Origin of the sequence: Pseudoalteromonas sp. T1lg10 (assembly GCF_002964545.1) — a bacterium.
Taxonomy (GTDB): Bacteria; Pseudomonadota; Gammaproteobacteria; order Enterobacterales; family Alteromonadaceae; genus Pseudoalteromonas.
On the sequence record NZ_PQBV01000037.1, the window covers coordinates 321,018 to 347,469 of the forward strand.

Genomic DNA, 26,452 nt, shown 5'->3' on the forward strand with positions numbered 1-26,452 from the left:
ATGTTCGCCCCATCGCGTTTGCTCAACCTTATGATCCTCGGCTGCTTAGCGCTTATGCTAAGCGGCTGCGGCTTTCATCTTAAACGAGCTTCCGACCTGCCTGAAGAGCTTATGACCTTAGAAGTCACAGCGCAGGACCCTAACTCGGCCCTTTTTGCCGAGGTATTGCAGGAGCTTGAGCACAGCAATGTGCTGGTAAACCAAAATCTTAGTGCTAAATCCCCGACACTCACTCTAAAAGCCGATAGTCTCGACAGACGCGTACTATCGCTGTTTAAAAACGGCCAGGTAGCGGAATATGAGCTGATTTATTCGGTTTCCTATCGCTTAGAGCGCGCCAACGCCGAGCCAATTGAGCAATACTTTGAGCTCTATCGTAATTATCAGGATGACCCGGATAATGCCCTGGCTAAGGCCAATGAGATGACCATCTTGCTCGACGAGTTGCGCAAACAGGCCAGTCGTCGCATCGTTCGTGAGTTGGCCCAGCTCTAATGCGCGTCTACGCCAATCAACTGCCGCAACAACTACAAAAAGGGTTAGCGCCATTTTACATGGTCTTTGGCGAGGAACCCTTTCAAGTCAGTGAATGCGTGCAGCAAATTCGCCACAGCGCCAAGCAACAGGGCTTCGATGAAGTCATTAAGCTGAGCGCCGGGGCGCAATTCGATTGGCAAGAGCTAGACGGTCATTATCAAAGTATGTCGCTCTTTAGCGCCCGCACCCTGATTGAAGTGGATATGGCGGGGCAAAAACCGGGCAAAACCGGAGCCGAGCACCTAAAAGGCTATGTGCAATCCCCTAACCCGGATTGTGTTATCGTCCTGCACGGCATGAAGGCATCGCAAGAAATCCAGCGCAGCGCCTGGTTTAAGGCTCTGGATCAGCAGGGCCTCTTTATCCCCTGCTACCCCTTAAGCGGCAATCATTTGCGCCGCTGGCTCGACGGCCATTGCCGTCGCCTGCAGTTAAACCTCGAAGGCGATGCTAAACAGGTGTTGCTCGACACCACGGAAGGCAACCTGCTGGCCTGCTATCAGGAGCTGGAAAAGCTCTCCCTGCTCTATGGGCAGCGCGCCATTAATGGCCATACCCTGCTCGGAACCTTACTGAATCAAAACAAGTTCGATATTTTCGATTTGGCCAATGCCATCTTGCTGGGCGACAGCACTAAGGCCATCCAGGTATTAACCCGGTTGCAAAACGATAATACCGAGCCCACCGCCATTGCCTGGGCCCTGACCAAGGAAGCGCAGCAATTACAAAAGCTGCTGAGCTTGCAACAAAACGGGCAAGACTTTAACAGCGCCTGCAAACAGCTGGCCATATGGAAAAACCAACAAGGTATGTACAGCCAGGCCTTGCAGCGCCTGCGCAGCGAACACCTAAGTACGTTGCTCGACCTGCTGGCCGATTTCGATAGCGCCTACAAAAGTGGCAAACTGGGCTCTCCTTACCCCATGTTGGCCCATATCAGCGTCAGCTTTTGCCGGGCACTGCCTTTTGCCGCACCTAGCTTTGTGGAGTAAGCATGTTGTTATTTGGCGGCACCTTTGATCCGGTGCATTTTGCTCACCTGAATATGGCCGAGCAGTGCCTTGAGCACTTCGGCGGTAACACCCTATTTTTTATGCCCAATCGGGTTCCCGCACATAAACAGGCAAGCGGTATCGACAATGCCGATAAGTTGGCAATGCTGAAACTAGCTATTGCCGCCGAGCCCCGCTTTGCCATAGACGAGCGCGAATTGCACCGCAGCGGCCCCTCTTATTCCTTATTAAGCCTGCAAGAATTGCGCAGCGAACTCAACGCCAGCGGTCGGACGCAGGAACCCATTTTGTTTTTGTTGGGTATGGACTCCTTTAACGGCTTTGATTCCTGGTACCAGTGGCGCGACATTCTCGAGTTATGTCATCTGGTGGTGTATCAGCGCCCGGACGAGCATCTGTCCCCCTCGCCTCAGTTGCAGGCCTATTTAAACCAGCACCAATGCAACCAAGGTTCGGCGCTGGAGTCTAAACAAGCGGGACTGGTGTACTTTTTAGCCGGGCCGCAACGGGCTGTCTCCTCAACCTTGGTGCGCGAGCGCTTGCAACGTGGAGAGCCCTGTGAAGATTTAATACCCGCGGCGGTGAGCCAATATATACGCGATAAGCGCCTGTATATGGCCGGTTAAAAGTGATAACATCACCCGCTTAAATGAATTTGATTAAACAGAGAGTGTATTTTGCAAACCAACGAACTCCTTGACTTTGCATTAGACAAAATTGATGACATGAAAGCCCGCGACGTGATCACCTTAGACGTACGCGAAAGCTCAGACATTACCGACTACATGGTGGTGTGCTCTGGTAACTCCAAACGCCAGGTACAATCTATTGCTCGCCATCTAGCTAAAGAAGCCAAAGAACATAACTTCGACGTCATCGGCCAAGAAGGTCAGGACGTGGGTGAGTGGGTATTGGTCGACCTTGGCGATGTAATCGTCCATGTTATGCAAGACGAAACCCGCGACTTCTACCAGTTAGAAAAACTCTGGGGTTAAGCGGTGAAGATCCAATTGGTCGCCGTGGGCACCAAGATGCCTGCTTGGGTTGAAGCGGGCTTTAGCGAATATCAGCGCCGCTTTCCCAAAGATATGGCCTTAGAGCTGGTCGAGATCCCCGCCGGTAAGCGCGGCAAGAATGCCGATATTAAACGCATCTTGCAGCAAGAAGGTGAGCGTACCCTGGCCGCCATCCCTAAGGGCAACCGCATAGTCACTCTGGAGGTGACGGGCAAGGCCATGGACACCCATCAATTGGCCAAAGCCATGGAAAAGTGGCAGCTTGATGGCCGTGATGTCAGCTTATTGATCGGCGGCCCAGAAGGCCTGGCGCCCGAGTGTATCGCCCGCTCGGAACAAAAATGGTCGCTATCGAATTTGACCTTGCCACATCCCTTGGTTCGCATTATTGTAGCCGAAAGCCTGTACCGGGGCTGGAGCTTAAACAACAACCATCCTTATCACCGAGAATAATTAGAACCCATGCTGCGTAAACGCACTCCGATCCGCGACCATTCCGCCGAGGCCAATTTGTTTGCGCGGCGGGCCTTTACCGCCTTTGTTTTTGTCTTGATCATGGTCGCGATACTTATTTCAAACCTGTATAACTTACAGATAGTTTCGCACCAAACCTATCAAACACGCTCGAACGATAACCGCATTAATGTGATCCCCATAGCGCCCAACCGTGGCCTTATTTATGACCGTAATGGCAATCTGCTGGCGGAAAACAAGCCCGTGTATAACCTGGAGGTGATCCCCGAAGAGGTGGATGATCTCGATGCCGCGCTTGATGAAATTGGTAAACTGATCAGCATTAGCGAGCAACAAAAAGAAGAATTTTTAGACGATATCCGTCATAACCGCCGTTTTAAAAGCCAGGTGCTTAAAGGCCGCCTTGATGAAAAAGAGGTAGCGCTTTTTTCCGTCAATCAACATAAATTTCCCGGCTTTAGCATAGAAGCCCGACTGGCTCGCCATTACCCCTACGGCGATACCTTAACCCATGCCCTGGGTTATGTGGCCAAGCTCAATAAAAAGGAGCTGGCACAGCTTGAGGCCGAAGACTTAGCCACCAACTACCGCGCCACCCGCGACTTCGGTAAATTGGGCTTAGAAAAATTTTATGAAACCGAATTGCATGGTGAAGTGGGCTCGCAATCGGTGGAGATCAATAACCGCGGCCGCGTGCTGCGCAGTTTGGATGAAACCGCGCCTGTGCCGGGTAAAGATCTGGTACTGACCTTAGACATTGGCCTGCAACAAATCGCTCAATTGAGCATGGAAGATAAGCGCGGTACGGTAATCGCCCTGGATGCGAAAACCGGTGGCATCCTGGCCCTGTATTCCAACCCCAGCTACGACCCTAACCTCTTTGTTCACGGCATCAGCTCGGCGGACTACAAGGCCCTGTTAAATCCAGACAGACCGCTTATCAACCGCGCTACTCAGGGGCGCTACGCTCCGGCTTCAACCATCAAACCGCATATGGCGATTTTCGGCATGGAAGAAGGGTTAGTGACAGAGCAAACCAAGATGTTCGACCCAGGGTTTTTCCAAATTCCCAATGTTGAGCATAAATGGCGTGACTGGCGCCGCTGGGGTCATGGCCATGTTGATGTGTATAAGGCCATCGAAGAGTCGTGCGACACCTATTTTTACGATATCGCCTATCGCGCCGGCATCACCAAGATCAGCGACTTTATGGCGCAATTTGGCTTTGGCGATCTCTCTGGTATAGATATTAAAGAAGAAACCACCGCCATTTTACCTACCAGGGAATGGAAAGAAGGACGTTTCCGCGAGCCCTGGTGGCGCGGCGATACCATCTCAGTGGGCATAGGTCAGGGTTACTGGACGGCAACGCCGATTCAAATCGCCAACTCCATTAATATCCTGGTGAATAAGGGCAAACACCATCCGCCGCATCTGGCACAAGCGCTGCGCCGCGATGAGCAAGTAGAAGTAATCAATAATGATGAAAAACCACCCATAGTCTTGAACAACCCTAGACACTGGCAAGTTGCCCTCGACGCCATGCATAATACCGTGACCAAGATCACAGGTACGGCGCATAAAGCCTTTAAGGGTGCGACCTACGACCCAGCGGGTAAAACCGGTACGGCGCAGGTAGTCAGCATAGCCCAGGGTGAGCGTTACGAAGCCGATAAACTTAAAGAACGTCATCGCGACAACGCCATCTATGTGGGTTTTGCCCCCTTTAACGACCCGCAAATCGTGGTCACCATTATTGTGGAAAACACCGGTGGCGGCGCTTCGGTGGCGGCTCCTATTGCCCGTCAGGTAATGGATTATTATTTCCTCGCCAATCCCATTAGCCAAGGCAAGAAGGAGCCGCAGTCATGACGCCAGTCACCAATAAGATTTCTATTTGGCAGCGTGTACATATCGACCTGCCGCTGTTTTTGGCACTGTTGGCAATGATGGCAGGTAGCTTAGCCATAGTGTATAGCGCCAGTGGCCAGGATACCGGCATGATGATGCGCCACAGCACCCGCATGGGCGGCGCCTTTATTGCCATGATGATCTGTGCACAAGTCTCGCCAAGCACCCTAAAACGCGTGGTGATCCCCGTCTATCTGGTGGGCACGTTAATGTTGGTCGCCGTGCTCTTTGTCGGTGTCAGTTCCAAAGGCGCGCAGCGCTGGCTGAATATAGGTATTCGCTTTCAACCCTCGGAAATCATGAAACTGGCGGTGCCCATGTGCGTCGCCTGGTATATTGGTCGCAACCATTTACCGCCGAAATTAAGCAACCTCTTTATCGGTTTGGTGATAGTCATGGTGCCGACCTTGCTCATTAAGGAGCAGCCTGATTTAGGTACCTCGATTCTGATCGCCAGCTCAGGCATCTTTGTGCTGTTTTTAGCTGGCGTCAGTTGGCGCCTGATCGGCTCTTTAGCGGTATTAGTCGGCGCCGGTGCGCCGCTGTTTTGGCACTATGGCATGCACGCCTATCAAAAGCAGCGGGTACTCACCTTCCTCAATCCGGAAAGTGACCCTTTAGGCTCGGGTTATCATATTATTCAATCGAAAATCGCCATAGGCTCAGGTGGTATTGAGGGCAAGGGCTGGCTGCAAGGCACTCAGTCGCAACTGGAGTTTCTACCCGAGCGCCATACCGACTTTATCTTCTCGGTACTGAGCGAGGAGTTTGGCCTTATCGGCGTCTTATTCCTGCTCGGTGTCTACCTCTTTATTATCGCCCGCGGCCTCTATATCGCCGTGAATGCTCAGGAAGCCTTCGGTAAACTATTGGCCGGCGCTTTGACCCTGACCTTCTTTGTCTATGTCTTTGTAAATATCGGCATGGTATCTGGCTTATTGCCTGTGGTGGGTGTTCCGTTGCCGCTGATCAGTTACGGCGGCACATCTATGGTGACACTGCTCGCAGGCTTTGGCATCATAATGAGTATCGCCACGGAAAAACGGATGTTGAATAAATAATGGCCTTACGCGCGCTTTTTATCGTCTTACTTAGTTTCATTATCACCGCCTGTAGTTCACCCGGCAGCGCCCCGAGCAAGGGTCAATCCGGCCGCTATCAGATGGAGCATGATGCCGCACCGCTGCGTCACCCTTCGGACTTAGAACTACAAGACGCAGTGGTCACAGACGAAGCGAAAAGCGCCGCGGCGAATCGTCCTTACCAAGTCAGGGGCAAGCAATATGTGCCTATATTTGATGAAACCGGCTTCACCCAAAGCGGTATCGCCTCCTGGTACGGGCGCAAATTTCACGGCTATCACACCTCCAACGGCGAGGTGTACGATATGTTTGCCATGACCGCGGCCCATAAAACCTTGCCGCTACCTAGCTTTGTGCGCGTCACCAATATCGACAATGGTCAGAGCGTGGTGGTACGAGTTAACGACCGCGGTCCTTTCCATGAAGACCGTATTATCGATTTATCCTACGCTGCGGCGTATAAACTGGGTTATCACTTAAAGGGTACAGCCAAGGTTAAGCTCGAAGCCATTACCCTTGCCGACGCAAAGCCGCGCACCAATACATACAAGTTGCTGCCGGGTCACAATTGGCGAATATTCAGGCGCTGGCACTGCAGCTAGAGCAGGATTATCACGTCCCGACCCATATAAAACAGCACAAAGATGGAATTTTTCGCCTTCGCTTAGGTCCAATAAGCGACGAGCAACAGGCTAAGACGTTATTAGAGCAATTAAAAAGTACTAGGTTTGCCCAAGCTTTCTTGCTTTATGACGACCAAGCCCTTTAAGATAACACCCTAACCGCACTTTCACCCAAAACAGATTAAACAAGCATAATGAAATCAATTAAACATTCTCTTCTAAAAGGCTTAAGTGGACTGCTATGTGCTAGCGCCGTTTTTACCGCTAACGCCCAAATTATCCCCGCAGCTCCTGAGGTTAATGCCAAGGGTTATTTCCTGGTTGACTTCACCACAGGCAAAGTAATCGCTGAAGGCGAAGCCGATACCAAATTGGCACCGGCCAGTTTAACGAAAATGATGACCAGTTATGTGGTAGGTACAGAAATCGCCGCAGGCAACCTGGCTCCCACCGATATGGTGACGGTCAGTGAAAATGCCTGGGCAAAGAATTTCCCAGAATCATCAAAAATGTTTATCGAAGTAGGTAAACAGGTCAGTGTTGAAGATCTTAACCGCGGTATCATAATTCAATCGGGCAACGATGCCTGTGTAGCCATGGCCGAACATATTGCCGGCAGCGAATCAGCATTTGCCGATTTAATGAATGCGCATGCGGAAAAACTAGGCATGAGCAACAGCCACTTTATTAACAGCCACGGCCTAGACACCAACGAGCATTACACCACGCCACGCGATATGGCGACCCTAGGTGCCGCCTTGATCCGTGATGTGCCGGACGAGTATGCCCTGTATAAAGAAAAAGATTTTACCTATAACGGCATTAAGCAGTTCAACCGTAACAGTCTGTTATGGGATCAAAGCCTTGAGGTAGACGGCATTAAAACCGGTCATACCGATGATGCCGGCTATAGCCTGGTTTCTTCAGCGACCAAGGGCGATATGCGCTTAATCGCTGTGATCATGGGTGCCAGCTCTGAGCGTGCCCGTAAGGTTGAAAGCAAAAAGCTGCTTAACTACGGCTTCCGCTTTTTTGAAACCATCACTCCGTATCAAGCCGGTGACAAGTTTGCCGAGCAACGTATTTGGATGGGTGATAAGGAAATCGTTTCTCTGGGTATTTTAGAGAGCACACCAATCACTATTCCGCGTGGTCAACAAAAGAACCTGGAAGCCAACTTCGAGCTTGATACTACATTGGAAGCGCCACTGGCCAAGGGCACTAAGGTAGGTACCTTATACCTGCAGCTAGCCGGTGAAGACATTGCCAGCTATCCTTTAGTCACTCTGGAAAGTGTTGAAGAAGGTGGTTTTTTCAGCAAGATCTACGACTACTTACGCTTGCAAATCATTGAGTAAGTAGAAATATACTTACAACTGGCCTAATCCAGAATAAGCGCCCCTATTGAGGGGCGTTTTTTTTGCGCTAAAAAATGCTAGAATATGCGCCATTGTGAACTAATGAGCCCATTAGTTTGTTTGCGTCCTGTGCTGTAAATGAGGGTCAAGCATTATGGTCAATCCGGTTAAAGACACCAAGTTTGATGAGTATCTAGAGTTTCCTTGTCCGTTTACCTTTAAGGTAATGGGCCTTGCTAACGTAGAATTAACTGAGCAAGTACTTACAGTTATGCAAGAACATGCTCCGGGCGACTACGCGCCAAGAACCAAGCCCAGTAGCAAGGGTAACTACGAGTCGGTCACCCTGATTGCGACCGTAACGTCAAAAGAGCATATCGAAATTATCTACACTGAGCTGGGCAGCCTTGAGCATGTCCGCTACGTGCTTTAACAGCACCACAGAGGACACGCCGTGAGTAATCTAATTGTTCGCCAGCTAGGACGCCAAGAATACATGCCCATTTGGCATGCCATGCAGGAATATACCGATGTGCGCGATGAGCAAAGTGCTGATGAAATCTGGCTGGTTGAGCACGATCCCGTATTTACCCAGGGCCAGGCCGGTAAAGAAGAACACCTGCTGATGCCGGGTGATATTCCTGTGGTTCAGGTCGATCGCGGCGGCCAGGTGACCTATCACGGCCCGGGCCAGCAAATGCTCTATGTACTGTTTAACTTACGCCGCCTGAAAATTGGCGTACGCGAGCTGGTAACCTGGCTCGAAGAAAGCATTATCGATTGCCTGCAAGAATATGGCGTCGAAGCCTATGCCAAAAAAGATGCCCCGGGCGTCTACGTGAATGAAGCCAAGGTTGCCTCGCTAGGCCTGCGTGTACGCCGTGGTTGCTCCTTCCATGGGCTGGCCTTAAATGTCGATATGGATTTAGGCCCATTTTTACGCATTAACCCTTGTGGTTACGCCGGCCTGCAAATGGTGCAATGTAAAGACTTAGGCGGTCCACAAAGCGTTGAAAGCGCCGGACAAGGACTGGTGCAGCAATTAATTAAACGACTCAATCCTGCAGAGGTTGAGTACCAAGAAGGTTTAGTGAAAGAATGACAAAATCATCTGTACGTATGGAGCCGGGCGTAAAGCTTCGTGACGCCCAAAAAATGGCACTGATCCCGGTTAAGGTCTTGCCGACAGAAAAAGAAGAAATGCTGCGCAAGCCACAGTGGCTGAAGATCCGTTTGCCTAAGTCGAGCGAGCGTATCGATGGTATTAAACAAGCCATGCGTAAACACGGATTGCATTCGGTATGTGAAGAGGCCAGCTGCCCTAACCTGTCCGAATGTTTTAACCATGGTACGGCCACCTTTATGATCTTGGGTGCTATCTGTACCCGCCGCTGCCCGTTTTGCGATGTGGCACACGGCCGTCCGCTTAAACCGGATGCCGAAGAGCCAGAAAAACTAGCACTGACCATCAAGGATATGAAGTTAAGCTATGTGGTGATCACCTCGGTTGACCGCGATGACCTGCGTGACGGTGGTGCTCAACACTTTGCCGATTGTATCCGTGAAATTCGCAAGCACAACCCGGGTATTACCATAGAGATCCTGGTTCCCGACTTCCGTGGTCGTATGGAACGTGCACTTGAGATCCTCAGTGAAACACCGCCGGATGTGTTCAACCACAACCTGGAAACCGCGCCACGTCTGTATAAACTGGCACGTCCAGGTGCCGATTATAAATGGTCACTAGAGCTGCTACGTCGCTTTAAAGAAGCGCACCCAGAAGTTCGTACTAAATCTGGCCTAATGGTTGGTTTGGGTGAAGAAATGAGTGAAATCGAAGAAGTGTTACGTGATCTACGTGAGCACAATGTTGATATGCTGACCGTGGGTCAGTATCTGCAACCTTCGAAGCACCACCTGGCGGTGAAGCGTTATGTGCCACCCGAGGAATTCGACGCACTAAAAGAATATGCCGATGAAATTGGCTTTTCTCATGCTGCCTGCGGACCTTTCGTTCGCTCCAGCTACCATGCCGACCAACAGGCGGCGGGTAAAGAAGTTAAGTAACACCCAAAAACACGGCACTGCGTCATGCAAGTGCCGTGTCTATTTCAGGCACATTTTGGGCGCTTCCATAACCCTAGTGACATTACTCCCACAGACCGACAAGATCTTTATCTCCAACCAGTGCCCTGCTCAATATAACTTCCCTTAAAATTCCACCTCAAAGTGCGATGGCTAACCGAGTTTTGTCTCAGTATGATGCTTAACCGCTAAAGCTAAAAAAGAACTAAAAAGTATCTTTGGGCAACTTAAATAGCATTTTCAGCGCACTTTTCAATCTTTGACTTATGCTTGTTAAATGCCTGTTCAGCCTCATTTGTTAAGCTCAAAAATACTGCAAACAAAGGGAATCAAAAACTATGAATAAACTATTACTAGCAACGGCCATCTCAGCTACTTTACTAACAGGTTGTGGTGGTTCTTCGAGTGAAGAAGAAACGGCTCAATTCAGCCTAGGTGTATCTGATGCGCCTGTCAGTAATGCAAAAGAAGTATGGGTAGCTTTTGATAGCATCATCATTAATGGTGCCGACGGCGAACGTCCAATGTTCGAAACCCGTACCGCAGACGGTGAACCTGTAATGGTTAACCTTTTAGAATTCACCGGTAGCGATGTATTCAGTCTTATCAATGATGAAGTTGTAGCACCGGGTCAGTACAACTGGCTACGCGCCAATATCGTGAACGGTGATGAAGCCAATATCGCGATGACTTCTCACATTGTATACAACGATGATACCGTTGCTCCTTTGGTAGTTAACCGTAAAAACAAAGATGGTCTTGGTGAGATTCAAATCAACGACTTCACCCTAGCGGTAGGCGAAAACCAGTTCGTCCTTGAGTTCGACCTGAAAAAATCACTGGTTGATCCTAGCAACAGCGAAGTTGTGAACCTTAAACCTACCGGTATCCGCCTTGAAAACCTTGCCGATGTTGAAGACATCGAAGGCTTAGTAACAGAAGCCATGATTACGAGCTGTGAAGCCGACAACATCGCCTTTGCTCCAGAAACAGGTGCCTTTGGCCATGCAGTTTACCTATACAGCGGTGATGTTGTTGAGCCTAAAGATCTGTATGTTGAGGCAGACGGTGTAACCTCACCTGCCGATGCACCAATCGCAACGGCTAACGTGGTATTCAATGAAGAAAGCGGTCTGAACGAGTTCGAAATCGGCTTCGTTGCAGCAGGTAGCTACAAGCTTGCCTACACTTGTACGGCACACCTTGACGACGCTGAAGTACTGAATGAAGAAGTTACTCTGTACTCTACTCAGGACGTGACTGTAGTAGCCGGTGAAGACGCTCAGGTTACTTTTGATATCGCTGAATAAACAGCTGAAATAAAGCGATAAAATTTTTAAAAATTTTGCTTGCGTGGCGCAATAATTTGGCTATTATTGCGCCACTTTTATTAGATAGCCAATCCTAGTACAGCATTTCTTGCCAAGGCGAAAGAGTAACTATCCAAATTAACTTTTGGAGTTATGATGTCGGTTTCTACCTTTGCTCAGCCTTTTGCTACAAACAACGAGCACCTTTCTCTATGCACCGCCCTTGCGAAGCAACACGGCACCCCATTACTGGTGCTTGATCTAAACCAAGTGCGTGAAAATTATTTACAGCTGGCTAACGCCTTGCCTAATGTTGCCTTGCATTATGCGCTTAAGCCTTTGCCTCATATTGATGTGGTACACACGTTAAATGAGCTTGGTGGCAGCTTTGATTTAGCCACGAACGGCGAAGTGGATCTTGTGGCTCAGGCAGGTGTTGCTCCTACTCAGGTGATCCACACTCACCCGATCAAACGCGTAAGTGATATAGAGCATGCTCTTAACTATGGCTGTACCACCTTTGTGTTCGACAGCGAAAATGAGCTGCATAAGTTTGTGCCCTATCGCGACCAAGTCGAGTTATTGCTGCGCCTGAGCTTCCCTAATAAAGATGCGGCTGCTGACTTGTCCAAGAAGTTTGGGGTGATCAGAGCTGATGCCTTACCCTTGCTTAAGCGCGCAAAAGAGTTAGGCATTCGCGTACGTGGTTTATCATTTCACGTTGGTTCACAAACCATGGATGCGGGTAAATATGTGCATGCTATCGAACAATGCAAAATAGTCTTCGAAGGAGCCGTCGCCGAAGGCCTAGGCGCTATGAATACCTTGGATATTGGCGGTGGTTTCCCGGTGAGCTACGCGGGACAGCCCATTGATATCTATGAATTTTGCGCACCGATACGCGATGCTTTGAGCAGCTGGCCCGACACGGTACAGTTTATTGCCGAGCCAGGACGCTTTATCGTTGCTTCGGCTATGACCCATGTCATGAGCGTGATGGGTCAAAGCAAACGCGGGGGCACCACCTGGTACTACATGGACGATGGTGTCTACGGCGCCTTTAGTGGCCGAGTGTATGGTGAGCCAGAACAGCGCTTTTACAGCCTGGCATATGAAGATGTGCAACCCTGTGTTTTAACCGGGCCGACCTGTGACAGTATCGATGTGATCAGCGATAACTGTTTAATGCCGGCCTTAGCCGACGGTGATTTGGTGTTTACCGAGAATATGGGTGCCTATACCTGGACCACCAGCACCGAGTTCAACTTCTTTGCTAAAGCGCAGTTGATCAGTCTCAATTCAACGATGCTAATCGCAGAAGTGGGTTAAATTAAAAAGCGGTGCCATTAAGGCACCGTTCTTTTTAGAACCATATTCTACTTCGCTTTTAATAGCGCATACTCGTTTGTTAGACGTTGCAATGCTTTTTGTTCTATGTCGATTAAAGTTGCGTACTTAGCTGTTATTGCTGACATTCTTTGCGCATTGGCATTATCGAACTTCGCAGCCACTAAGTTCGCAGACTGGCCCGTAGTCTTAATCTTCAACGCCTTGAGCTCCGAATCTAATTGCTGATGATAGGTCTCAATTTTATCTTCATGCTCTCGTATCTCCCGCTCAATTCGCTGCATTTTGATGTATTCATCAACGCTATCATCCTTATTCGATGGCTCAGCGGTCATCTGTTGCTTGAGAAGAAGACGATCGATATTAAGTTGCTCTCTGTTTATCAACGCTTGGTAATGATCGATGCTTGATTGCATTTGTGTTGCTATCGCCTTTTCTCGTTCAGCACCGGCAAGATTCTTGCGCTGACCGTTAGCCTGGGCTTCGAGCTCAGTTAACTCCTGCCTCATCTGCAATGAATAGGTATCTATTTTGTCTTTGCTTTGCGCTAACTCACGCGATATGGCTCGGTTATCTATGTAGTTCGCAATACCTGAATCTGCCGGCGTTGAGGTCATTACTTGTTGTTTATCGACTAGCGTTTTGACATCAAGCTTTTGCGCATCTTCGCTACAGGGTAATTGTGAGTAGCTTACAACCCCATCAATAACACATTTGTACACCGCGGTTTGTGCAACTAACTGATTACTAGATAATAATAACGTTATCGCCAATATCCTTTTGAACATGATAAAAACTCCTTTTGCACTGTTTAATTGCTTCCATTGTAGCTGATTTACACACCTGTCTTCGCTAAAACGATCGAACTCACTGTTAATTCCGTATCACTAAACATAGAACACTCACATGATGAACCTATGTCTACGGGCTTATATCTATTTAGTAACGATCTCAGAATCGCCGACAATGAGTTGTTGCAACGACTTTGCCAACATTGTAAGCAGCTTATTTTCATCTATACGCCACTAAATGAGCTCATCGATGCGAGCTACAACGCTTATCCAAAACAAGACGTCTCCATAAGCGTATGTTCGTTTAGAGGGCAAACGCTTAAATACCTCGCCGATGACCTATCGCGCCAAGGGCACAACCTCTATTGCGCAGACAGCATAGAAGATTTAGTTCGCATAATACGAGAGCATAATGTGAGTGATATCGCCATTGCCAACCAATTCGGATGGAATGAGTCATTAGCACTGCGTAAATTGACACAGCAAGTATGGGGGATCAACTTTTGGCATAAGTCCAACCATACGCTGTTTGCAAAAGAGCAGTTACCCTTTCAAATTGACGACACTCCCGACACCTTTAGCCGCTTTAGAAAGCTTGTGGAATCTAGCGTTGCGGTCCATCCAACCATGGGAAGCCCACTACATTTTCCTACTTCGGTGCAATGTAAATTACCCTTATGCACGGACATATACAATGATTTGCAGCCAATGGGCGCATGGTTTTCACAAACAGCGACTACAGCGTTAACTAGTTATTTCAGTAGCACTGCTCCTAGTCGCTACAAGCAAACACGTAATGCCTTATCTGGCGACAAGTTCTCCACCGGGCTTTCTCCCTGGTTGGCCAATGGCTCTCTCAGCGCTCGCCAGGTCTATAGCACCCTACTTGCCTATGAGCAGCGCTGCGGCGCCAATGAATCGACTTACTGGATCTACTTTGAACTCTTGTGGCGAGAGTATTTTCAATGGCTGGCTCTAAAGCAAGGCCGCTCGCTATTTGTATTTAAAGGCATGAGCCAAACGGCCCCAAAAACCAGCTTTTACCCGGAACGTTATCAGGCCTGGTGTCATGGCAATACCGAGTTTGAGCTGGTCAATGCGCTCATGCATCAACTCAATACCAGTGGATGGATGTCCAACAGAGGCAGGCAAATCGTCGCCAGTTGTTTTGTCAATGAATTGGAACTGGATTGGCGCTACGGCGCGGCCTACTTCGAGCATCACTTAATTGATTACGATGTTGCCAGCAATTATGGCAACTGGCAGTACATAGCCGGGGTCGGTGCCGATCCCCGCGGTGGACGGCATTTCAACATTGCTAAACAAACCGAGTTATTCGACCCCGACGGCCGGTTTATCAAGCGTTACGGTGGAGAGGCTGTGCAAGCACAGGAGCGGGACCACAATGGCTGGCCACAGAAATAATATCAGAGACAGTATGAGCAATAAGCAATACAAAGAAGTTCGCCTGATTTTGGGCGACCAACTCAATGCCAATCATTCTTGGTTTAAAACCAAGCGAGATGATGTGCTTTACATCATTGCTGAGCTGCATCAAGAAATGCACTACACCAAGCATCATATTCAAAAGATCATGTGCTTTTTTGCTGCGATGGAACGGTTTGCGTCTGCCCTTAGCCAGGCGGGGCATCAGGTTTTACACCTTACTCTGGACGACACCCAAGAGTTTGCACAGCTCAATGAGTTAATTGCCCACTGTGTCACCGAGCATCAAGCCGACTGTTTTAGCTATCAGCTACCGGATGAATATCGGCTACGCCGGCAACTGGAGCAGCTGACATTAAGTGGCGTTGAGATAAGGCGCTATGACAGTGAACATTTTATGCTCGGATTTGAAGAATTAGGCGACTATTTCCAGGCGGATACCCATCACACCATGGAGCAATTCTATCGCAAGATGCGCAGGCGCTTCGATATATTGATGGACCAGGGTAAACCCCTTGGCGGCCAATGGAACTTCGACAAAGAGAACCGTAACAAGCTCAAGGCCGAGGACATTAAACAGCTTCCCTCTCCCTTGTGCTTTGATAACGACGTTAAGGCAATTGCCGAGCGCATTGCTCGCCATAAAATAAAAACTATAGGCAAAGGCGGGCCCAGGCTGCTGTGGCCGGTGACACGCAAACAAGCACTGCAGTTGCTTGAGCATTTTTGTAATCACCTGCTGCCTCTGTTTGGCACCTTTCAGGACGCCATGACCTGCCACAGCGACGCTAAATGGTCCTTGTACCATAGCCGCCTGTCGTTTGCGCTCAACGCAAAAATCCTCCACCCACTGCAAGTCATCAACGCGGCAATAGAGGCATATCATGAATCTGAAGGAAGGATCACCCTTGCGCAAGTTGAAGGCTTTGTACGCCAAATCCTCGGTTGGCGTGAATATGTCAGAGGCGTCTATTGGCTCAATATGCCCAAGTACGCACACAGTAATGCCCTCGAGGCGCACCAGGCGCTGCCGGAATTTTTCTGGAGCGGCAAAACAAAAATGAACTGCCTGCAACACGCCATTGGCCAAAGCCTGGACTATGGGTATGCCCATCATATCCAACGCCTGATGATCACCGGCAACTTTTGCTTGCTGCTGGGCGTTGAACCGGACCAGGTGGATGCCTGGTACCTGGGTATTTATGTCGATGCCATTGAATGGGTGGAAATGCCTAACACCCGGGGCATGAGTCAGTTCGCCGATGGCGGCATTATTGCCACCAAGCCCTACTGCGCCGGCGGCAATTACGTCAATAAGATGAGCGATTACTGCCAAGGCTGTCACTATAAGGTCAAGGAAAAAACCAGCGACCTCGCCTGCCCCCTAAATAGCCTCTACTGGCACTTCTTACACCGGCACAGAGCGCGCTTTGGCAATAACCACCGCATTGGCATGATTTATCGAAACTGGGATAAGCAAAGCGATGAGGCCCGCCGGGCCGTGCTTAATAGAGCGCAGTGGTGCATAGACAATGCCGATTATTTATAAAGACACAAAACAGGAATTAAAAATTAACAATTCAGTAACCTCATTGTAAGGCGCGACAATTTAAATACAGGCTGATTTAACACTAAAATGGAAACAAAATGAAACAGCCTCTTATTTTCGGCGCCCTATTAGTTGCCGCTATTACGACCGATGCCCAGGCATTTAGCCAGCAAACCCATAAGCGCATCGTGCTTGATGCCATTGCCTATATGCAACAAAATCAAAACAGCACCGCCTATGCAAAATTGCAACAATACGCACAACAGCACAATATGTCGGTGGCTGCCCTGGCAGAACTGCTAGGCCAGGCGGCGTACGATGTGGATGATTTCGAAGACACCTTTTTCTGTGGTGCCATGTCAGGGTCTTGTGTTCAGGCTCCTGTCTGGGGAGCCGCCGAAAGCATTGTAAAATATACCAGCTACTGGCACTTCCAAAACCACACCCAAGGGGCGGATGTGCACGGCAATGACTTTGGTGGCTATAACTATGAAAAGCTCACCGTCTGGGGTGACATAGATAATATGGCGGCCTCCTGGTTGCAGGGCGACTACCTGGATGACGGTCAGGGTGGCGCCAGCGGCTGGTTTGGCGACAGTAGCCAGTACAACACCTATGGCATCACCGAAGCTCACTATCGCATCGATAGCTACTCCAGCTACAGTATGTACGATGACTTTGAGGAAATGCCCTTCCAACCCATAGATAACCTGGGTCAGTACTGGTACCAAAGCTACCTGCAAAGCGGTAACCCTCAGGTATTAGGGTTTGTATTTCACACCACAGATCTACTGCAGCCGCATCACACCTGGACCACCTCGGCCCTCAATCACTCAAGTTGGGAAAGCTGGGTCAATGACTACTATGATCAAGAGCAGCTCAATGACTTTACCTTGGTCTCCAACGCCATGACCTCATTCGCAGCCCTCGACCCGCAAAGTCAGGATATCCGTCCATTGCTAACCCAAGGCGGTGCGTTCAGCTACGCTCAAGGCGGCATAGTGCTCAACTCTGAAGATCATTATGATCGTGTGCAAATTGGCCGTATGGTGATCCCTCATGCCATTGCCATGGTCGTTCACTTACTTAACCATGCGATGGAGCAGCGCTAATGCGCTGCTTTTTCTCAATCTTGATAGGCCTATTTGGCCTATCTTTTATTGCCCAGGCTAAACTTCCAAGTGAACATATACCTAGTAAGCAAGAAGTTCGCTTTATGCAGGAAATTTATAAACAGCATAACAGCGAGCTGGCACTGCATACTCGGGCGCGCCTGTTAGAAAATGCCTACCTGTTAGAACAAGCTCACCGACACTACCCCGCACTCCTTAAGCGCCAAGCCGGTGTGGGGTTTGATAACCGTTACCATATCCGCCGCTATTTGTTTGATGCCTGGACTGCACAAGCTTGGTTTAATGCGGCATCACTTAGCATATTTACGCCACCAGCGCGCCAAGATGCAAAGTGGTTACAACGCACACTTGGCCAATACCCAAGTAATGCACAGCTGACAGAGAAACAACTAGCAGACCTTACGCAAATAGAGGTGTTACCTAAATCAAGCGGCTTTGATGCCCTCACACTGGCAGATTTTTATACGGCCATGTCGATGCAAATTAAATTTCGCCTGCATCAAGGCGATCTAGCTGCCTACAGCGCAGAGCTAAACCGTTGGTATCAGTATCGCGAGGCCATCAGCAAAATTACTGCCGCGTTAAAACAACAGCAACTGTCACTACCGCGATTGGAGCGACTTGCGCTTGGGGACATATTAAGGCCGACAATACTTAGCCAACTGGGTGTGCAAGACATGATGCATGGTCATAGTCCGATGTTAAACACCTTAAAAGCAGACATCACAGATTCGCAAATTAACCAATATTATCAGCAACATAAAAACCGGTTTAAGTACATTGATTCCGTTACAGCTTATGGCGCAATCTTTGATGACAAAACGCAGGCGGAAACCTTCTATACTCAGGCGAGCAAGCTCGGCGTTAAAGAAGCGTTTACGCAACAGCAAGACATCTTTGCCGCACAACAAGGCGTGCTAACGCGACAAGACAAACACAAAGGCTTTGCGTATCAACTGGCATTTACCAACCCGGAAAACACCTTGTCTCGTGTGGTGCGCACGCCAAAAGGTCAATGGCTTGTGGTATACACGACAAGCAAACGCCATGCGACCTACCCCGTCGACTCGCAAACGGTGCGTTACCAGGCAAAGAATCATATTGCCCGCGAACTGGCGAAAAGCCAATACCAACAAGGATTAGCAACCTGGCTGGCACAGGTGGAGGCCAAGCAATGAAAAAACTGATAGTCACCTTGGTTTTGCTAGCTGCTGCACTGCTGGTGTGCAATTACCTGCGCACAGCTGAACCCAGCAGCATGTCTGCAAAACGACAACCCGTTTTAAACCATTCTGAACCTGCCAGTAAAGCGCCCAAGATAGAAGAAGCACTAGCGCACGCAAGCGAATTAAAGGAGCAAGCGGTTGAACTAGACAGCCCTGAAACCGCTGAGCCAACGCCTATTCGCCAACCGGATTATCTGCCCCCCATAGCCCAACGTGAGGCAAAGACCAGCGGATATCAATATCAAGGTGATTTAGACGACCATCAGGCCTATTTGCAATTCCAGCACCAGCAACAAGCCGATATAAAGCAGGCCTATATTGTTGCAGCCAAGGTCAAAGTAGAGCAGCTTAAAGAGCTGCTCGCGCGCGGCGAGCGCGAAGGCATCAGTGAAGAGCAACGCCAATTCGCCAGAGGCAAAATCGCCGCAATAGAGAAAATGAGTGCAGAGCTAGAGGAACAGCTAGAAGCACAGACGATTGCGCAGTAAGAAGTTGTATAAATGAGATGACACATGAATCACAGCGTCGATTAGATTCATAAAATCGGCGCTGAAGGACAGTTATGTGCCAGAAGCGGACGGTGAACGCCTCATTCAGAGGCAATAAAATAGTTGGTTAAAATAAGCGACGAAGGAGCAAAAACCAACTGTTTTTTGTCCTTTGGAATGACTTGTTATAAATCATTTTTCTGAATAGGTTTAACACCAACTGCTTGTTTATTAAGATCTAAAATATTTTGTTCTCCTGAGAACAAAATAAATCTACCTTGAGAACCAGATGCCAAATAGGCATATGAATACGGTTTAAATTGTAAGTCTACTGTTAATGACTCTTTAGATGGAACGTGTCGGAACCACCCGTCACCAACCTCTTTGATATGCGGAGTAACAGTTACGCTGTTACTTGACCACTTTAACGAAAATTGAAAAATATCAGGTAATTTATTCTCTGATATTACAATTTTATCAACAATTAAGTTTTTGTGCCTAGTTACTACAGAGTATTCAAACTTCTCTTTCTCTGGAACATATTCTACTTGGACGCGGGCTGAATAATCTTGCGTTTCATCTTGAATTGCAAAGGCTGAAAAAGGTAAGAAATTAAAAGAGGAAGAATATCCTCTAATATCTAGCATTAATTTCACATTGCAGTTTTCTGTACAATGTGGAATATAAGAATTAAATGACAACTGATCCGCAGGAGCTTCGAACGGAACAGGAATTAAGAAATTTTCTGGTTCTGATTTCTGTGTATCTTTGCTAGTTGTGTTACATGCACTAATCAGAATAATTAATATCCCTATTATAGAATTACGCACCAAACCTTCCTTATGATTTATAACAATTTAATATCGAGCGATTGGGTCGTTTTCCTGCCGCAATCTGTCTCGTTTTTGTCCTATGACCATTGATAGCAAATTTAGAAAGTACTTGCCAGCATTGAAGTTACGTTACATTGCACTAAACGTGGACACGACAAAAACGACCCATTGGGTCGTTTTCCTGACTATGGGAGAAACTCAAGGATTATGGATGTATAAACAGTAATTTCGGTGGAAGGATGAACGTCAGCTCTTCGCTCATAGCAGCCACTAGCCAAGCAACAAGCTCTCATCAATGGCGCGAAAATGACTGGCGGCATTAATTAACGATGCGGCGGTGAGCTTTTCGCAGCTATACACTTCCACACGCTTGTTTTTTTCGTCCCGTAACTTTTTCGCTAACAGGTCAAAATCGCCATCGCCGGAGAGTAAAATGGAGGTGTCGGTTTGGCTACCATATTCAATGGCGTCCAGGGTAATGCCCACATCCCAATCCCCTTTCGCCGAGCCATCGGCGCGTTGAATAAAAGGCTTAAGCTTGACCTCAAAGCCGATGGCACGAAGGATATTTTGGAATTCACGCTGCTTGTTGTCGCCCCTGTCGATGGCGTAGGCGATGGCCTTTTCAATGCGATATTGGCCGCTGACTTCACGCCAAAAAGCGTTGTAATCGAAGTTGCGTGCAAAGGTTTCGCGACAGGTATAATAAATATTTTGCACATCGACAAAAATTGCGGCGCTGGGCAGTTCGGTGCTCATACTTTGAGTCCTTGTTATTTTAACCGTTTTGCCCAATTCCCCCTATGGTGAATCTGGCATTGTTGTTCGCTGTCGTATATTAACTGTTTGGTCTTATTAATCGGGCTCAGCCCTATCACTTTAAGAGCCTTAACTAGCTCGTCTTCAACTAACGCTCGGGTATCGCTTGCTAAATATGCCTCTAACTCATCGTCCGTGGTAAAAACAAGGGTGAGTGTGAGGCTCTTTTGTGGGCTTTTCCAGTCTATTTTATGAGTTAACCAGCAAAAGCCGGCAATGGCTTTACAATGATCGTCACAAATTTCGGTGAGTAGGTCACGCAATTGTTTATCGCGCTTTTTATCCGTTTTAGTCACATCGGGCTCTAAATAATAAAAACGCCGCCCAAAAGGGCGGCGTATCAAAGGGAGAATGGCAAGTAATTATTTACTCTCTAGCAACTTACCTGTGCCAATTTCAATTTTGCGCGGTTTCAACGCTTCTGGAATTTCGCGCTGCAGGTCAATCACCAGCAGGCCATTTTCCAAACTTGCGGCCAACACTTTGACATGGTCGCCCAGCTGGAACTTACGCTCGAAGTTGCGCTCAGCAATCCCTTGGTGGATAAACTTGCGCTCTTCTGTCGATTCTTTGGCGGCCTTTGTTCCGGTAACCTTGAGCGTGTTATTCTCCGACTCAATGGTCAGCTCGCTTTCGCTGAAACCGGCTACGGCCATGGTAATTCTGTACTGATCTTTACCCAGTGCCTCTATGTTATACGGCGGGTAACTTGGTTGTTTATCGGTGCGTGCCGCTGCATCCATAAGTGATGCCAGGTGATCAAAACCGATAAATGAACGATATAGTGGAGAAAGGTCTACTGTACGCATAATAATATCCTTAATTTAAGCAATATTTGGCGGTTGTTTTTCTGCTGAACAAACAACCTTTATATATAAATATCAATAACTTTGTTTTGGTTGGGACCCTTTATGGCGTCCTCATAATCAGATGTATGGACGCCATATATATTTTCAAGATAATAATTTCACATTTTTCTTAAAAAAGCCGGTCTACAATATGTATCAATTTGAAACTAAAGAATTTTTATGAAGAAGTTTTTTTTCCAACTTGTGCTGATGGCGGTGGTATTTTTCGCGGTGAGCGCCTATCAGGAGCGTAACCTCTTGTCTGCCGACCACAGCCCGGCGCCTTATTTTTCCCTGCCGCAATTACACAGCGATACCCGCTTTAGTATTAAGGAACTGCAAGGGCAAAAAACCCTGGTATATTTTTTCGCCCCCTGGTGCTCTGTGTGCAAGTTGTCTATGCCGAATTTACAAAAAGCCATGGACAAGGGCGATGTTCACGCCATCGCCATTGCCCTGGACTATCAATCCAAGACGCAGGTACAAGAATTTGTCGATGATTTACAGCTGACAATGCCTATACTTTTAGGTAGCGAATACACCGCACAGCAATATAAAATATCCGCCTTTCCAACCTATTACGTGATTGATGAGTCTTTATTGATCAGTGCACGGGCAATGGGTTACTCCACTGAGTTGGGTATTAAATTAAGAGGTAGATCAGATGATTAAAATGCTTTGCGCCGCCATGGGCCTGGCCCTGTGTGGCCCCCTGTTCGCCGCAGAGTTACCGGCACTCCCGGAACCTGTCAGTAATAATGCTGTGGCCAAGGTGGACACAGATCAAGGCAGTTATTTCCTCAGCTTTATGGGTCTTGGGGCGGGTAAAACGCACCTGGATATCCATAACAAGGTATGGGCGTTAAAGCTTGGCAGCAATGCCTGGCACACTAAAGCGCCCGTTCCGGCCTCAACCCAGCTTACCGGACGCCTTGCAGCCACCGCCGTGGGTGTAGGTAAATACGCCTATGTGTTTGGTGGTTATACAGTGGCTGCCGATAATACCGAGCTATCTGTACCGGATGCCTACCGCTATGACGTGGAGAAAGATCAGTATCAGCGCTTGGCCAACATGCCGGTGCCGGTAGACGACAGCGTCGCCCTTAATTACAACGACCAATACATCTATCTGATCAGCGGCTGGCACAACGACGGCAATGTCAATTTAGTGCAGGTTTACGATATCGCCAAAGACAGCTGGTCTCAGGCCTCACCCTTCCTTGGCGATGCGGTATTTGGCCATGCCGGGGCCATTAAAGATAACCTGATGATCATTTGTGACGGGGTTAAAACCGTGGCCTTTGCCGATAAGCACCGTGGTTTTGCCGCCAAGGCCCAGTGCCTTAAAGGGGTTATCGACCCACAAGACCCACGCGAGATCTCATGGCACAGCCTGACTCATCCAACCGGCAAAGCACACTACCGCATGGCGGCGGGCACCATTAATGGCAACCTGGTATTTATTGGCGGCTCACCCAATCCCTACAACTATAATGGCATAGGGTATAATGGCAAACCCAGCTCGCCCTCAAGCCAGGTATGGCGCTTTGATATTCCCAGCAATCGCTGGCAACGCATGGAGCACGCCCAAAAGGCAACCATGGATCACCGAGGCCTGCTTGCCCATGAAGGCACCGCGTACCGCATCGGCGGCATTGGCGAGAAACAAAAGGTGTTAGACCAGATCACACCGTATCGATTTAAATTTTAGGAGTAAAACCATGGCCAAAGCCTGTGCCTATCACATTCTCGTGAAGAGCAAAGAAGAGTGTTTAGCAATTAAAGCCAAACTGGATAAAGGCGGTGATTTCAATAAGCTTGCGAAGCAATACTCAACCTGCCCGTCGAAAAAACGCGGTGGCGATCTCGGCGAATTTGAACGCGGCACCATGGTCAAGGCTTTTGACGATGTGGTCTTTAAAAAGCCGCTTTTTGAGGTGCACGGCCCGGTAAAAACCAAGTTCGGTTATCACCTGATTAAAACCGTTTATCGCACTTAATCGCTTTTAGCGAACAGATAAATCGTTTTTTGGCATTTTACCTGAGCCCTTAAGCTCGTTACACTGCACCTCGTACCTTAAAAGAAGCACTGGAGAGATTATGTTAACTGTTATTTTTGGTCGAGATGGTTGTCCTTTTTGCGTGCGTGCAAAAGATGTCGCCAGTCAACTAGCCGAGCAACGTGATGATTTTAAATTCCGCTATGTGGATATCATCAAAGAAGGGATCAGCAAGGCAGATCTGGAGAAATCAGCCGGAAAACCTTGTGAAACCGTGCCGCAAATTTTTATCGGCCAAGAGCATATCGGTGGCTTTACAGAATTTGAAGCCTACGCCAAGGCAAATTTGGGTCTGTATCAAGAATAACAGCTGCCCTAAAGCGCCGCTCACCCAAGCGGCGTTTTCATTTGTTCATAAAACAAACTAAAAATTAAAAAAACAAGCGTAGCGCGAAACAAATCAATAAACACCTTATTTTCAGCATTTTTATTCTGCCATTTCTACTTTGGGCAAGGACTAAAAAACTCTTTATTCGCTAACAGAAAACCCTTTATTTATGCCGTTTACACAGGTTTCCTAAAATACACCTGATTAAATTTCATACAAAACCAATCACATAGGAAATAGTTTCAATTTATACAAGCAATTACTGCTTCATTCCTGTACAATGCGCGCTCTTTGAATTCCTGAGGCGTTTTAATGTCAGAACCAGTCACCTTTGAGTCGTTGAACCTTTCTCCTGCTATCTTAAAAGCAGTGGAACAGTTGGGTTATGAGACTCCTTCCGAGATCCAAACTCAATGTATTCCCCTTTTACTCGACAAAAAGGATGTCTTGGGAATGGCGCAAACAGGTACAGGTAAAACTGCTGCCTTTGCTTTGCCTTTATTGAACAACATTGATGCCGATGCTAAGCATCCGCAGATCCTTGTACTTACCCCCACTCGTGAGCTTGCTATCCAGGTAGCGGAAGCGTTCGAGCAATATGCAAAATTTACTAGGGGCGTAGAAGTCCTAGCACTTTACGGTGGCCAGAGCTACGGTATCCAGCTAAGTGCATTGCGTCGCGGCGCACAAATCATAGTCGCGACCCCTGGTCGTCTATTGGATCACATCAGCCGTAAGTCTATCGACCTATCTCGTCTTAGCGCACTTGTGCTGGACGAAGCAGATGAAATGCTGCGCATGGGCTTTATCGACGATGTAGAGAGCATCATGGCGCAAACGCCAGAAGACAAGCAAACCTGTTTGTTCTCTGCGACTATGCCAAAACAAATTCAGTCTATCTGTAAAACCTACCTGCAAGACGCCGAGCAAGTGCGCATCACGCCACGTAACAGCACGGTATCGACCATAGAACAGGTTTACTGGCAAGCCCGCGTACACAAGAACAACGCTATCGTGCGTTTCTTGGAAGCGGAAACGTTTGACGCCGCTATCGTATTCGTACGTACCCGTAATGACACGGTACAGCTGGCAGAACTGCTAGAACGCGAAGGTTTCTCAGCGGCACCGCTTAACGGCGACATGAACCAGCAAGCCCGTGAGCGCACAGTAGACCGTCTGAAGAGCGGCTTACTTGATATCGTTATTGCTACCGACGTAGCGGCCCGTGGCCTTGATGTTGAACGCATCAGTCTGGTTGTGAACTACGATATCCCACAAGACAGTGAAGCCTATGTACACCGTATCGGTCGTACCGGTCGTGCTGGTCGCCAAGGTAAGGCCATCTTGTTTGTTAAGGGTAACGAGCGTTACCTGCTTAAAAACATTATACGCCACACCAAGAGCGACATCGCAGAAGTACAGCTACCAAGTGCTAAAATGGTTGAGCAAAAGCGTATCGACGCCCTTGAAACCAAGATTGCGGCAGCCCTTGAGCACAAAGACAGCGAGTTCTTTGCCCAGGTTGCCAGTTCAATCGGTAACAAGCTGCAACTTAGCCAAGGCGACCTTGCCGCAGCCCTGCTATGCCTAGCGCAACAGCAGACGCCATTGAAAGTGGAAGAGATCAAAGCGAAGGAACGTCCAGAGCGCGGTGAGCGCAACGACCGAAATGAGCGCCGTAACGAACGCGGTGATCGAGGTGAGCGTCGTCGCGACGATAACCGTCGTGATGGCGATAAGCCACGCCGTGAGCGTCGTGACTCAAACACACCTATGGATACCTACCGTATCGAAGTAGGCCGTGAGCACGGTGTACAGGTTAAAAACATCGTTGGCGCTATTGCTAATGAAGCTGACATCTCTAGCAAGTACATTGGCGACATTCGCTTGTTTGATGCTCACAGTACCGTTGAGCTACCTCAAGGCATGCCGGCTGAGAAAGTGGCACACTTCCAGAAGGTATACATCTGTAAGCGCCCAATGAAGCTAACATTGAGCCCTTCTGAAGCGAATGCGCCACGTGAGCAACGTGATTCACGTCCACCACGTGACCGCAATGATCGTAATGAACGCAGTGAAGGCAAGAAGCGCAGCTTCCGTGACCCTAATGCGAAAAGCAAAGCACCGCGCAAAGAGCGCCGCGCTGTAAGCTTTCAGTAATTGCACTCGCAATAG

The 26,452-nt window shown here is 48.5% G+C and carries 28 protein-coding genes and 1 pseudogene; 24 read left to right on the plus strand and 5 right to left on the minus strand.

Features of this window, described 5'->3' with window-relative positions:
• From C2M17_RS10230 to C2M17_RS10295, 14 genes and pseudogenes are all read left to right on the plus strand, one after another.
• Positions 1-495, plus strand: a complete 495-nt coding sequence (locus C2M17_RS10230; RefSeq protein ID WP_105200667.1) for an LPS-assembly lipoprotein LptE — start codon at positions 1-3, stop codon at positions 493-495.
• Complete coding sequence (holA, locus tag C2M17_RS10235) at positions 495-1,529, plus strand: DNA polymerase III subunit delta (protein ID WP_105200668.1); 1,035 nt, start codon at positions 495-497, stop codon at positions 1,527-1,529. Before C2M17_RS10230 ends, holA begins: the two co-directional genes overlap by 1 nt.
• 2 nt (positions 1,530-1,531) lie before the next feature.
• The gene (gene nadD, locus C2M17_RS10240) at positions 1,532-2,176 is read left to right on the plus strand and encodes a nicotinate-nucleotide adenylyltransferase (RefSeq protein WP_105200669.1); all 645 of its coding nucleotides are present in this window, start codon (positions 1,532-1,534) and stop codon (positions 2,174-2,176) included.
• A 51-nt stretch (positions 2,177-2,227) separates the two neighbouring features.
• A complete protein-coding gene (gene rsfS / locus C2M17_RS10245; RefSeq protein WP_105200670.1) occupies positions 2,228-2,545 on the plus strand; it encodes a ribosome silencing factor in 318 nt (105 codons plus the stop codon).
• A gap of 3 nt (positions 2,546-2,548) precedes the next feature.
• Complete coding sequence (gene rlmH, locus C2M17_RS10250; protein ID WP_105200671.1) at positions 2,549-3,019, plus strand: 23S rRNA (pseudouridine(1915)-N(3))-methyltransferase RlmH; 471 nt, start codon at positions 2,549-2,551, stop codon at positions 3,017-3,019.
• Between the two features lie 9 nt (positions 3,020-3,028).
• A complete protein-coding gene (gene mrdA, locus C2M17_RS10255) occupies positions 3,029-4,912 on the plus strand; it encodes a penicillin-binding protein 2 (protein WP_105200672.1) in 1,884 nt (627 codons plus the stop codon).
• Positions 4,909-6,012 (plus strand): rod shape-determining protein RodA, encoded by a 1,104-nt coding sequence (gene rodA / locus C2M17_RS10260; RefSeq protein ID WP_105200673.1) that lies wholly within the window; start codon positions 4,909-4,911, stop codon positions 6,010-6,012. The genes mrdA and rodA overlap by 4 nt, the downstream gene beginning before the upstream one ends.
• Positions 6,012-6,802, plus strand: a pseudogene (locus C2M17_RS16170) (septal ring lytic transglycosylase RlpA family protein). Before rodA ends, C2M17_RS16170 begins: the two are co-directional and overlap by 1 nt.
• A 48-nt stretch (positions 6,803-6,850) precedes the next feature.
• Positions 6,851-8,014 (plus strand): serine hydrolase, encoded by a 1,164-nt coding sequence (locus C2M17_RS10270; protein ID WP_105200674.1) that lies wholly within the window; start codon positions 6,851-6,853, stop codon positions 8,012-8,014.
• Positions 8,015-8,168: 154 nt separating this feature from the next.
• Complete coding sequence (gene ybeD, locus C2M17_RS10275; RefSeq protein ID WP_105200675.1) at positions 8,169-8,447, plus strand: DUF493 family protein YbeD; 279 nt, start codon at positions 8,169-8,171, stop codon at positions 8,445-8,447.
• 21 nt (positions 8,448-8,468) lie between these two features.
• Positions 8,469-9,116, plus strand: a complete 648-nt coding sequence (lipB, locus tag C2M17_RS10280; RefSeq protein WP_105200676.1) for a lipoyl(octanoyl) transferase LipB — start codon at positions 8,469-8,471, stop codon at positions 9,114-9,116.
• Positions 9,113-10,081: a lipoyl synthase gene (gene lipA / locus C2M17_RS10285; RefSeq protein WP_105200677.1), complete on the plus strand. Its 969-nt coding sequence runs from the start codon at positions 9,113-9,115 to the stop codon at positions 10,079-10,081. The genes lipB and lipA overlap by 4 nt, the downstream gene beginning before the upstream one ends.
• A gap of 356 nt (positions 10,082-10,437) precedes the next feature.
• Positions 10,438-11,409 (plus strand): DUF4382 domain-containing protein, encoded by a 972-nt coding sequence (locus C2M17_RS10290; protein ID WP_105200678.1) that lies wholly within the window; start codon positions 10,438-10,440, stop codon positions 11,407-11,409.
• A 156-nt stretch (positions 11,410-11,565) separates the two neighbouring features.
• Positions 11,566-12,738, plus strand: coding sequence for a type III PLP-dependent enzyme (locus C2M17_RS10295; protein WP_105200679.1), 1,173 nt, complete (start codon positions 11,566-11,568; stop codon positions 12,736-12,738).
• A gap of 47 nt (positions 12,739-12,785) precedes the next feature.
• Here the strand turns inward: C2M17_RS10295 and C2M17_RS10300 are convergent, their stop codons facing one another.
• The gene (locus C2M17_RS10300) at positions 12,786-13,544 is read right to left on the minus strand and encodes a DUF4124 domain-containing protein (RefSeq protein ID WP_105200680.1); all 759 of its coding nucleotides are present in this window, start codon (positions 13,542-13,544) and stop codon (positions 12,786-12,788) included.
• Positions 13,545-13,673: 129 nt separating this feature from the next.
• Here C2M17_RS10300 and C2M17_RS10305 point away from each other — a divergent pair, with 129 nt between their 5' ends.
• From C2M17_RS10305 to C2M17_RS10325, 5 genes are all read left to right on the plus strand, one after another.
• A complete protein-coding gene (locus C2M17_RS10305) occupies positions 13,674-14,972 on the plus strand; it encodes a DASH family cryptochrome (RefSeq protein ID WP_105200681.1) in 1,299 nt (432 codons plus the stop codon).
• 13 nt (positions 14,973-14,985) lie between these two features.
• The gene (locus C2M17_RS10310) at positions 14,986-16,542 is read left to right on the plus strand and encodes a cryptochrome/photolyase family protein (RefSeq protein ID WP_105200858.1); all 1,557 of its coding nucleotides are present in this window, start codon (positions 14,986-14,988) and stop codon (positions 16,540-16,542) included.
• A gap of 98 nt (positions 16,543-16,640) precedes the next feature.
• Positions 16,641-17,654 (plus strand): phospholipase, encoded by a 1,014-nt coding sequence (locus C2M17_RS10315; protein WP_105200682.1) that lies wholly within the window; start codon positions 16,641-16,643, stop codon positions 17,652-17,654.
• 104 nt (positions 17,655-17,758) lie between these two features.
• On the plus strand, positions 17,759-18,853 hold the full coding sequence (locus C2M17_RS10320) for a peptidyl-prolyl cis-trans isomerase (RefSeq protein ID WP_158684008.1): 1,095 nt from the start codon (positions 17,759-17,761) through the stop codon (positions 18,851-18,853).
• Positions 18,850-19,389, plus strand: coding sequence for a hypothetical protein (locus C2M17_RS10325; RefSeq protein ID WP_105200684.1), 540 nt, complete (start codon positions 18,850-18,852; stop codon positions 19,387-19,389). Before C2M17_RS10320 ends, C2M17_RS10325 begins: the two co-directional genes overlap by 4 nt.
• A 185-nt stretch (positions 19,390-19,574) precedes the next feature.
• On the opposite strand, the gene C2M17_RS10330 is transcribed toward C2M17_RS10325, so the two are convergent.
• The 4 genes from C2M17_RS10330 to C2M17_RS10345 form a co-directional block, all read right to left on the minus strand.
• Positions 19,575-20,219 carry a hypothetical protein gene (locus C2M17_RS10330; RefSeq protein WP_105200685.1) on the minus strand — a complete coding sequence of 215 codons (645 nt, stop codon included), beginning with the start codon at positions 20,217-20,219 and terminating at the stop codon, positions 19,575-19,577.
• Positions 20,220-20,492: 273 nt separating this feature from the next.
• Complete coding sequence (locus tag C2M17_RS10335) at positions 20,493-20,981, minus strand: LabA-like NYN domain-containing protein (protein ID WP_199776014.1); 489 nt, start codon at positions 20,979-20,981, stop codon at positions 20,493-20,495.
• A 14-nt stretch (positions 20,982-20,995) separates the two neighbouring features.
• A complete protein-coding gene (locus tag C2M17_RS10340; RefSeq protein ID WP_105200686.1) occupies positions 20,996-21,337 on the minus strand; it encodes a Fis family transcriptional regulator in 342 nt (113 codons plus the stop codon).
• A gap of 66 nt (positions 21,338-21,403) precedes the next feature.
• Positions 21,404-21,850 carry an Hsp20 family protein gene (locus C2M17_RS10345; RefSeq protein WP_105200687.1) on the minus strand — a complete coding sequence of 149 codons (447 nt, stop codon included), beginning with the start codon at positions 21,848-21,850 and terminating at the stop codon, positions 21,404-21,406.
• A 219-nt stretch (positions 21,851-22,069) separates the two neighbouring features.
• Here C2M17_RS10345 and C2M17_RS10350 point away from each other — a divergent pair, with 219 nt between their 5' ends.
• From C2M17_RS10350 to C2M17_RS10370, 5 genes are all read left to right on the plus strand, one after another.
• Positions 22,070-22,561, plus strand: a complete 492-nt coding sequence (locus tag C2M17_RS10350; protein WP_105200688.1) for a TlpA family protein disulfide reductase — start codon at positions 22,070-22,072, stop codon at positions 22,559-22,561.
• On the plus strand, positions 22,554-23,600 hold the full coding sequence (locus C2M17_RS10355) for a Kelch repeat-containing protein (RefSeq protein ID WP_233997959.1): 1,047 nt from the start codon (positions 22,554-22,556) through the stop codon (positions 23,598-23,600). Before C2M17_RS10350 ends, C2M17_RS10355 begins: the two co-directional genes overlap by 8 nt.
• A gap of 10 nt (positions 23,601-23,610) precedes the next feature.
• Positions 23,611-23,889, plus strand: a complete 279-nt coding sequence (locus C2M17_RS10360; RefSeq protein WP_105200689.1) for a peptidylprolyl isomerase — start codon at positions 23,611-23,613, stop codon at positions 23,887-23,889.
• Between the two features lie 100 nt (positions 23,890-23,989).
• Positions 23,990-24,256, plus strand: a complete 267-nt coding sequence (locus C2M17_RS10365; RefSeq protein ID WP_105200690.1) for a GrxA family glutaredoxin — start codon at positions 23,990-23,992, stop codon at positions 24,254-24,256.
• Positions 24,257-24,589: 333 nt separating this feature from the next.
• On the plus strand, positions 24,590-26,437 hold the full coding sequence (locus C2M17_RS10370; RefSeq protein ID WP_105200691.1) for a DEAD/DEAH box helicase: 1,848 nt from the start codon (positions 24,590-24,592) through the stop codon (positions 26,435-26,437).
• The last annotated feature ends 15 nt before the right edge of the window (positions 26,438-26,452 follow it).

Coding starts and splice junctions, on each gene's coding strand:
- nadD (WP_105200669.1), top strand. CDS start 1,532: ATGTTGTTATTTGGCGGCACCTTTGATCCGGTGCATTTTGCTCACCTG.
- ybeD (WP_105200675.1), top strand. CDS start 8,169: ATGGTCAATCCGGTTAAAGACACCAAGTTTGATGAGTATCTAGAGTTT.
- C2M17_RS10290 (WP_105200678.1), top strand. CDS start 10,438: ATGAATAAACTATTACTAGCAACGGCCATCTCAGCTACTTTACTAACA.
- C2M17_RS10230 (WP_105200667.1), top strand. CDS start 1: ATGTTCGCCCCATCGCGTTTGCTCAACCTTATGATCCTCGGCTGCTTA.
- C2M17_RS10305 (WP_105200681.1), top strand. CDS start 13,674: ATGTCTACGGGCTTATATCTATTTAGTAACGATCTCAGAATCGCCGAC.
- C2M17_RS10350 (WP_105200688.1), top strand. CDS start 22,070: ATGAAGAAGTTTTTTTTCCAACTTGTGCTGATGGCGGTGGTATTTTTC.
- lipA (WP_105200677.1), top strand. CDS start 9,113: ATGACAAAATCATCTGTACGTATGGAGCCGGGCGTAAAGCTTCGTGAC.
- C2M17_RS10325 (WP_105200684.1), top strand. CDS start 18,850: ATGAAAAAACTGATAGTCACCTTGGTTTTGCTAGCTGCTGCACTGCTG.
- C2M17_RS10370 (WP_105200691.1), top strand. CDS start 24,590: ATGTCAGAACCAGTCACCTTTGAGTCGTTGAACCTTTCTCCTGCTATC.
- C2M17_RS10345 (WP_105200687.1), bottom strand. CDS start 21,850: ATGCGTACAGTAGACCTTTCTCCACTATATCGTTCATTTATCGGTTTT.
- C2M17_RS10315 (WP_105200682.1), top strand. CDS start 16,641: ATGAAACAGCCTCTTATTTTCGGCGCCCTATTAGTTGCCGCTATTACG.
- C2M17_RS10300 (WP_105200680.1), bottom strand. CDS start 13,544: ATGTTCAAAAGGATATTGGCGATAACGTTATTATTATCTAGTAATCAG.
- C2M17_RS10335 (WP_199776014.1), bottom strand. CDS start 20,981: ATGAGCACCGAACTGCCCAGCGCCGCAATTTTTGTCGATGTGCAAAAT.
- C2M17_RS10270 (WP_105200674.1), top strand. CDS start 6,851: ATGAAATCAATTAAACATTCTCTTCTAAAAGGCTTAAGTGGACTGCTA.
- rodA (WP_105200673.1), top strand. CDS start 4,909: ATGACGCCAGTCACCAATAAGATTTCTATTTGGCAGCGTGTACATATC.
- C2M17_RS10320 (WP_158684008.1), top strand. CDS start 17,759: ATGCAGGAAATTTATAAACAGCATAACAGCGAGCTGGCACTGCATACT.
- holA (WP_105200668.1), top strand. CDS start 495: ATGCGCGTCTACGCCAATCAACTGCCGCAACAACTACAAAAAGGGTTA.
- C2M17_RS10365 (WP_105200690.1), top strand. CDS start 23,990: ATGTTAACTGTTATTTTTGGTCGAGATGGTTGTCCTTTTTGCGTGCGT.
- C2M17_RS10310 (WP_105200858.1), top strand. CDS start 14,986: ATGAGCAATAAGCAATACAAAGAAGTTCGCCTGATTTTGGGCGACCAA.
- mrdA (WP_105200672.1), top strand. CDS start 3,029: ATGCTGCGTAAACGCACTCCGATCCGCGACCATTCCGCCGAGGCCAAT.
- C2M17_RS10360 (WP_105200689.1), top strand. CDS start 23,611: ATGGCCAAAGCCTGTGCCTATCACATTCTCGTGAAGAGCAAAGAAGAG.
- C2M17_RS10355 (WP_233997959.1), top strand. CDS start 22,554: ATGATTAAAATGCTTTGCGCCGCCATGGGCCTGGCCCTGTGTGGCCCC.
- C2M17_RS10295 (WP_105200679.1), top strand. CDS start 11,566: ATGTCGGTTTCTACCTTTGCTCAGCCTTTTGCTACAAACAACGAGCAC.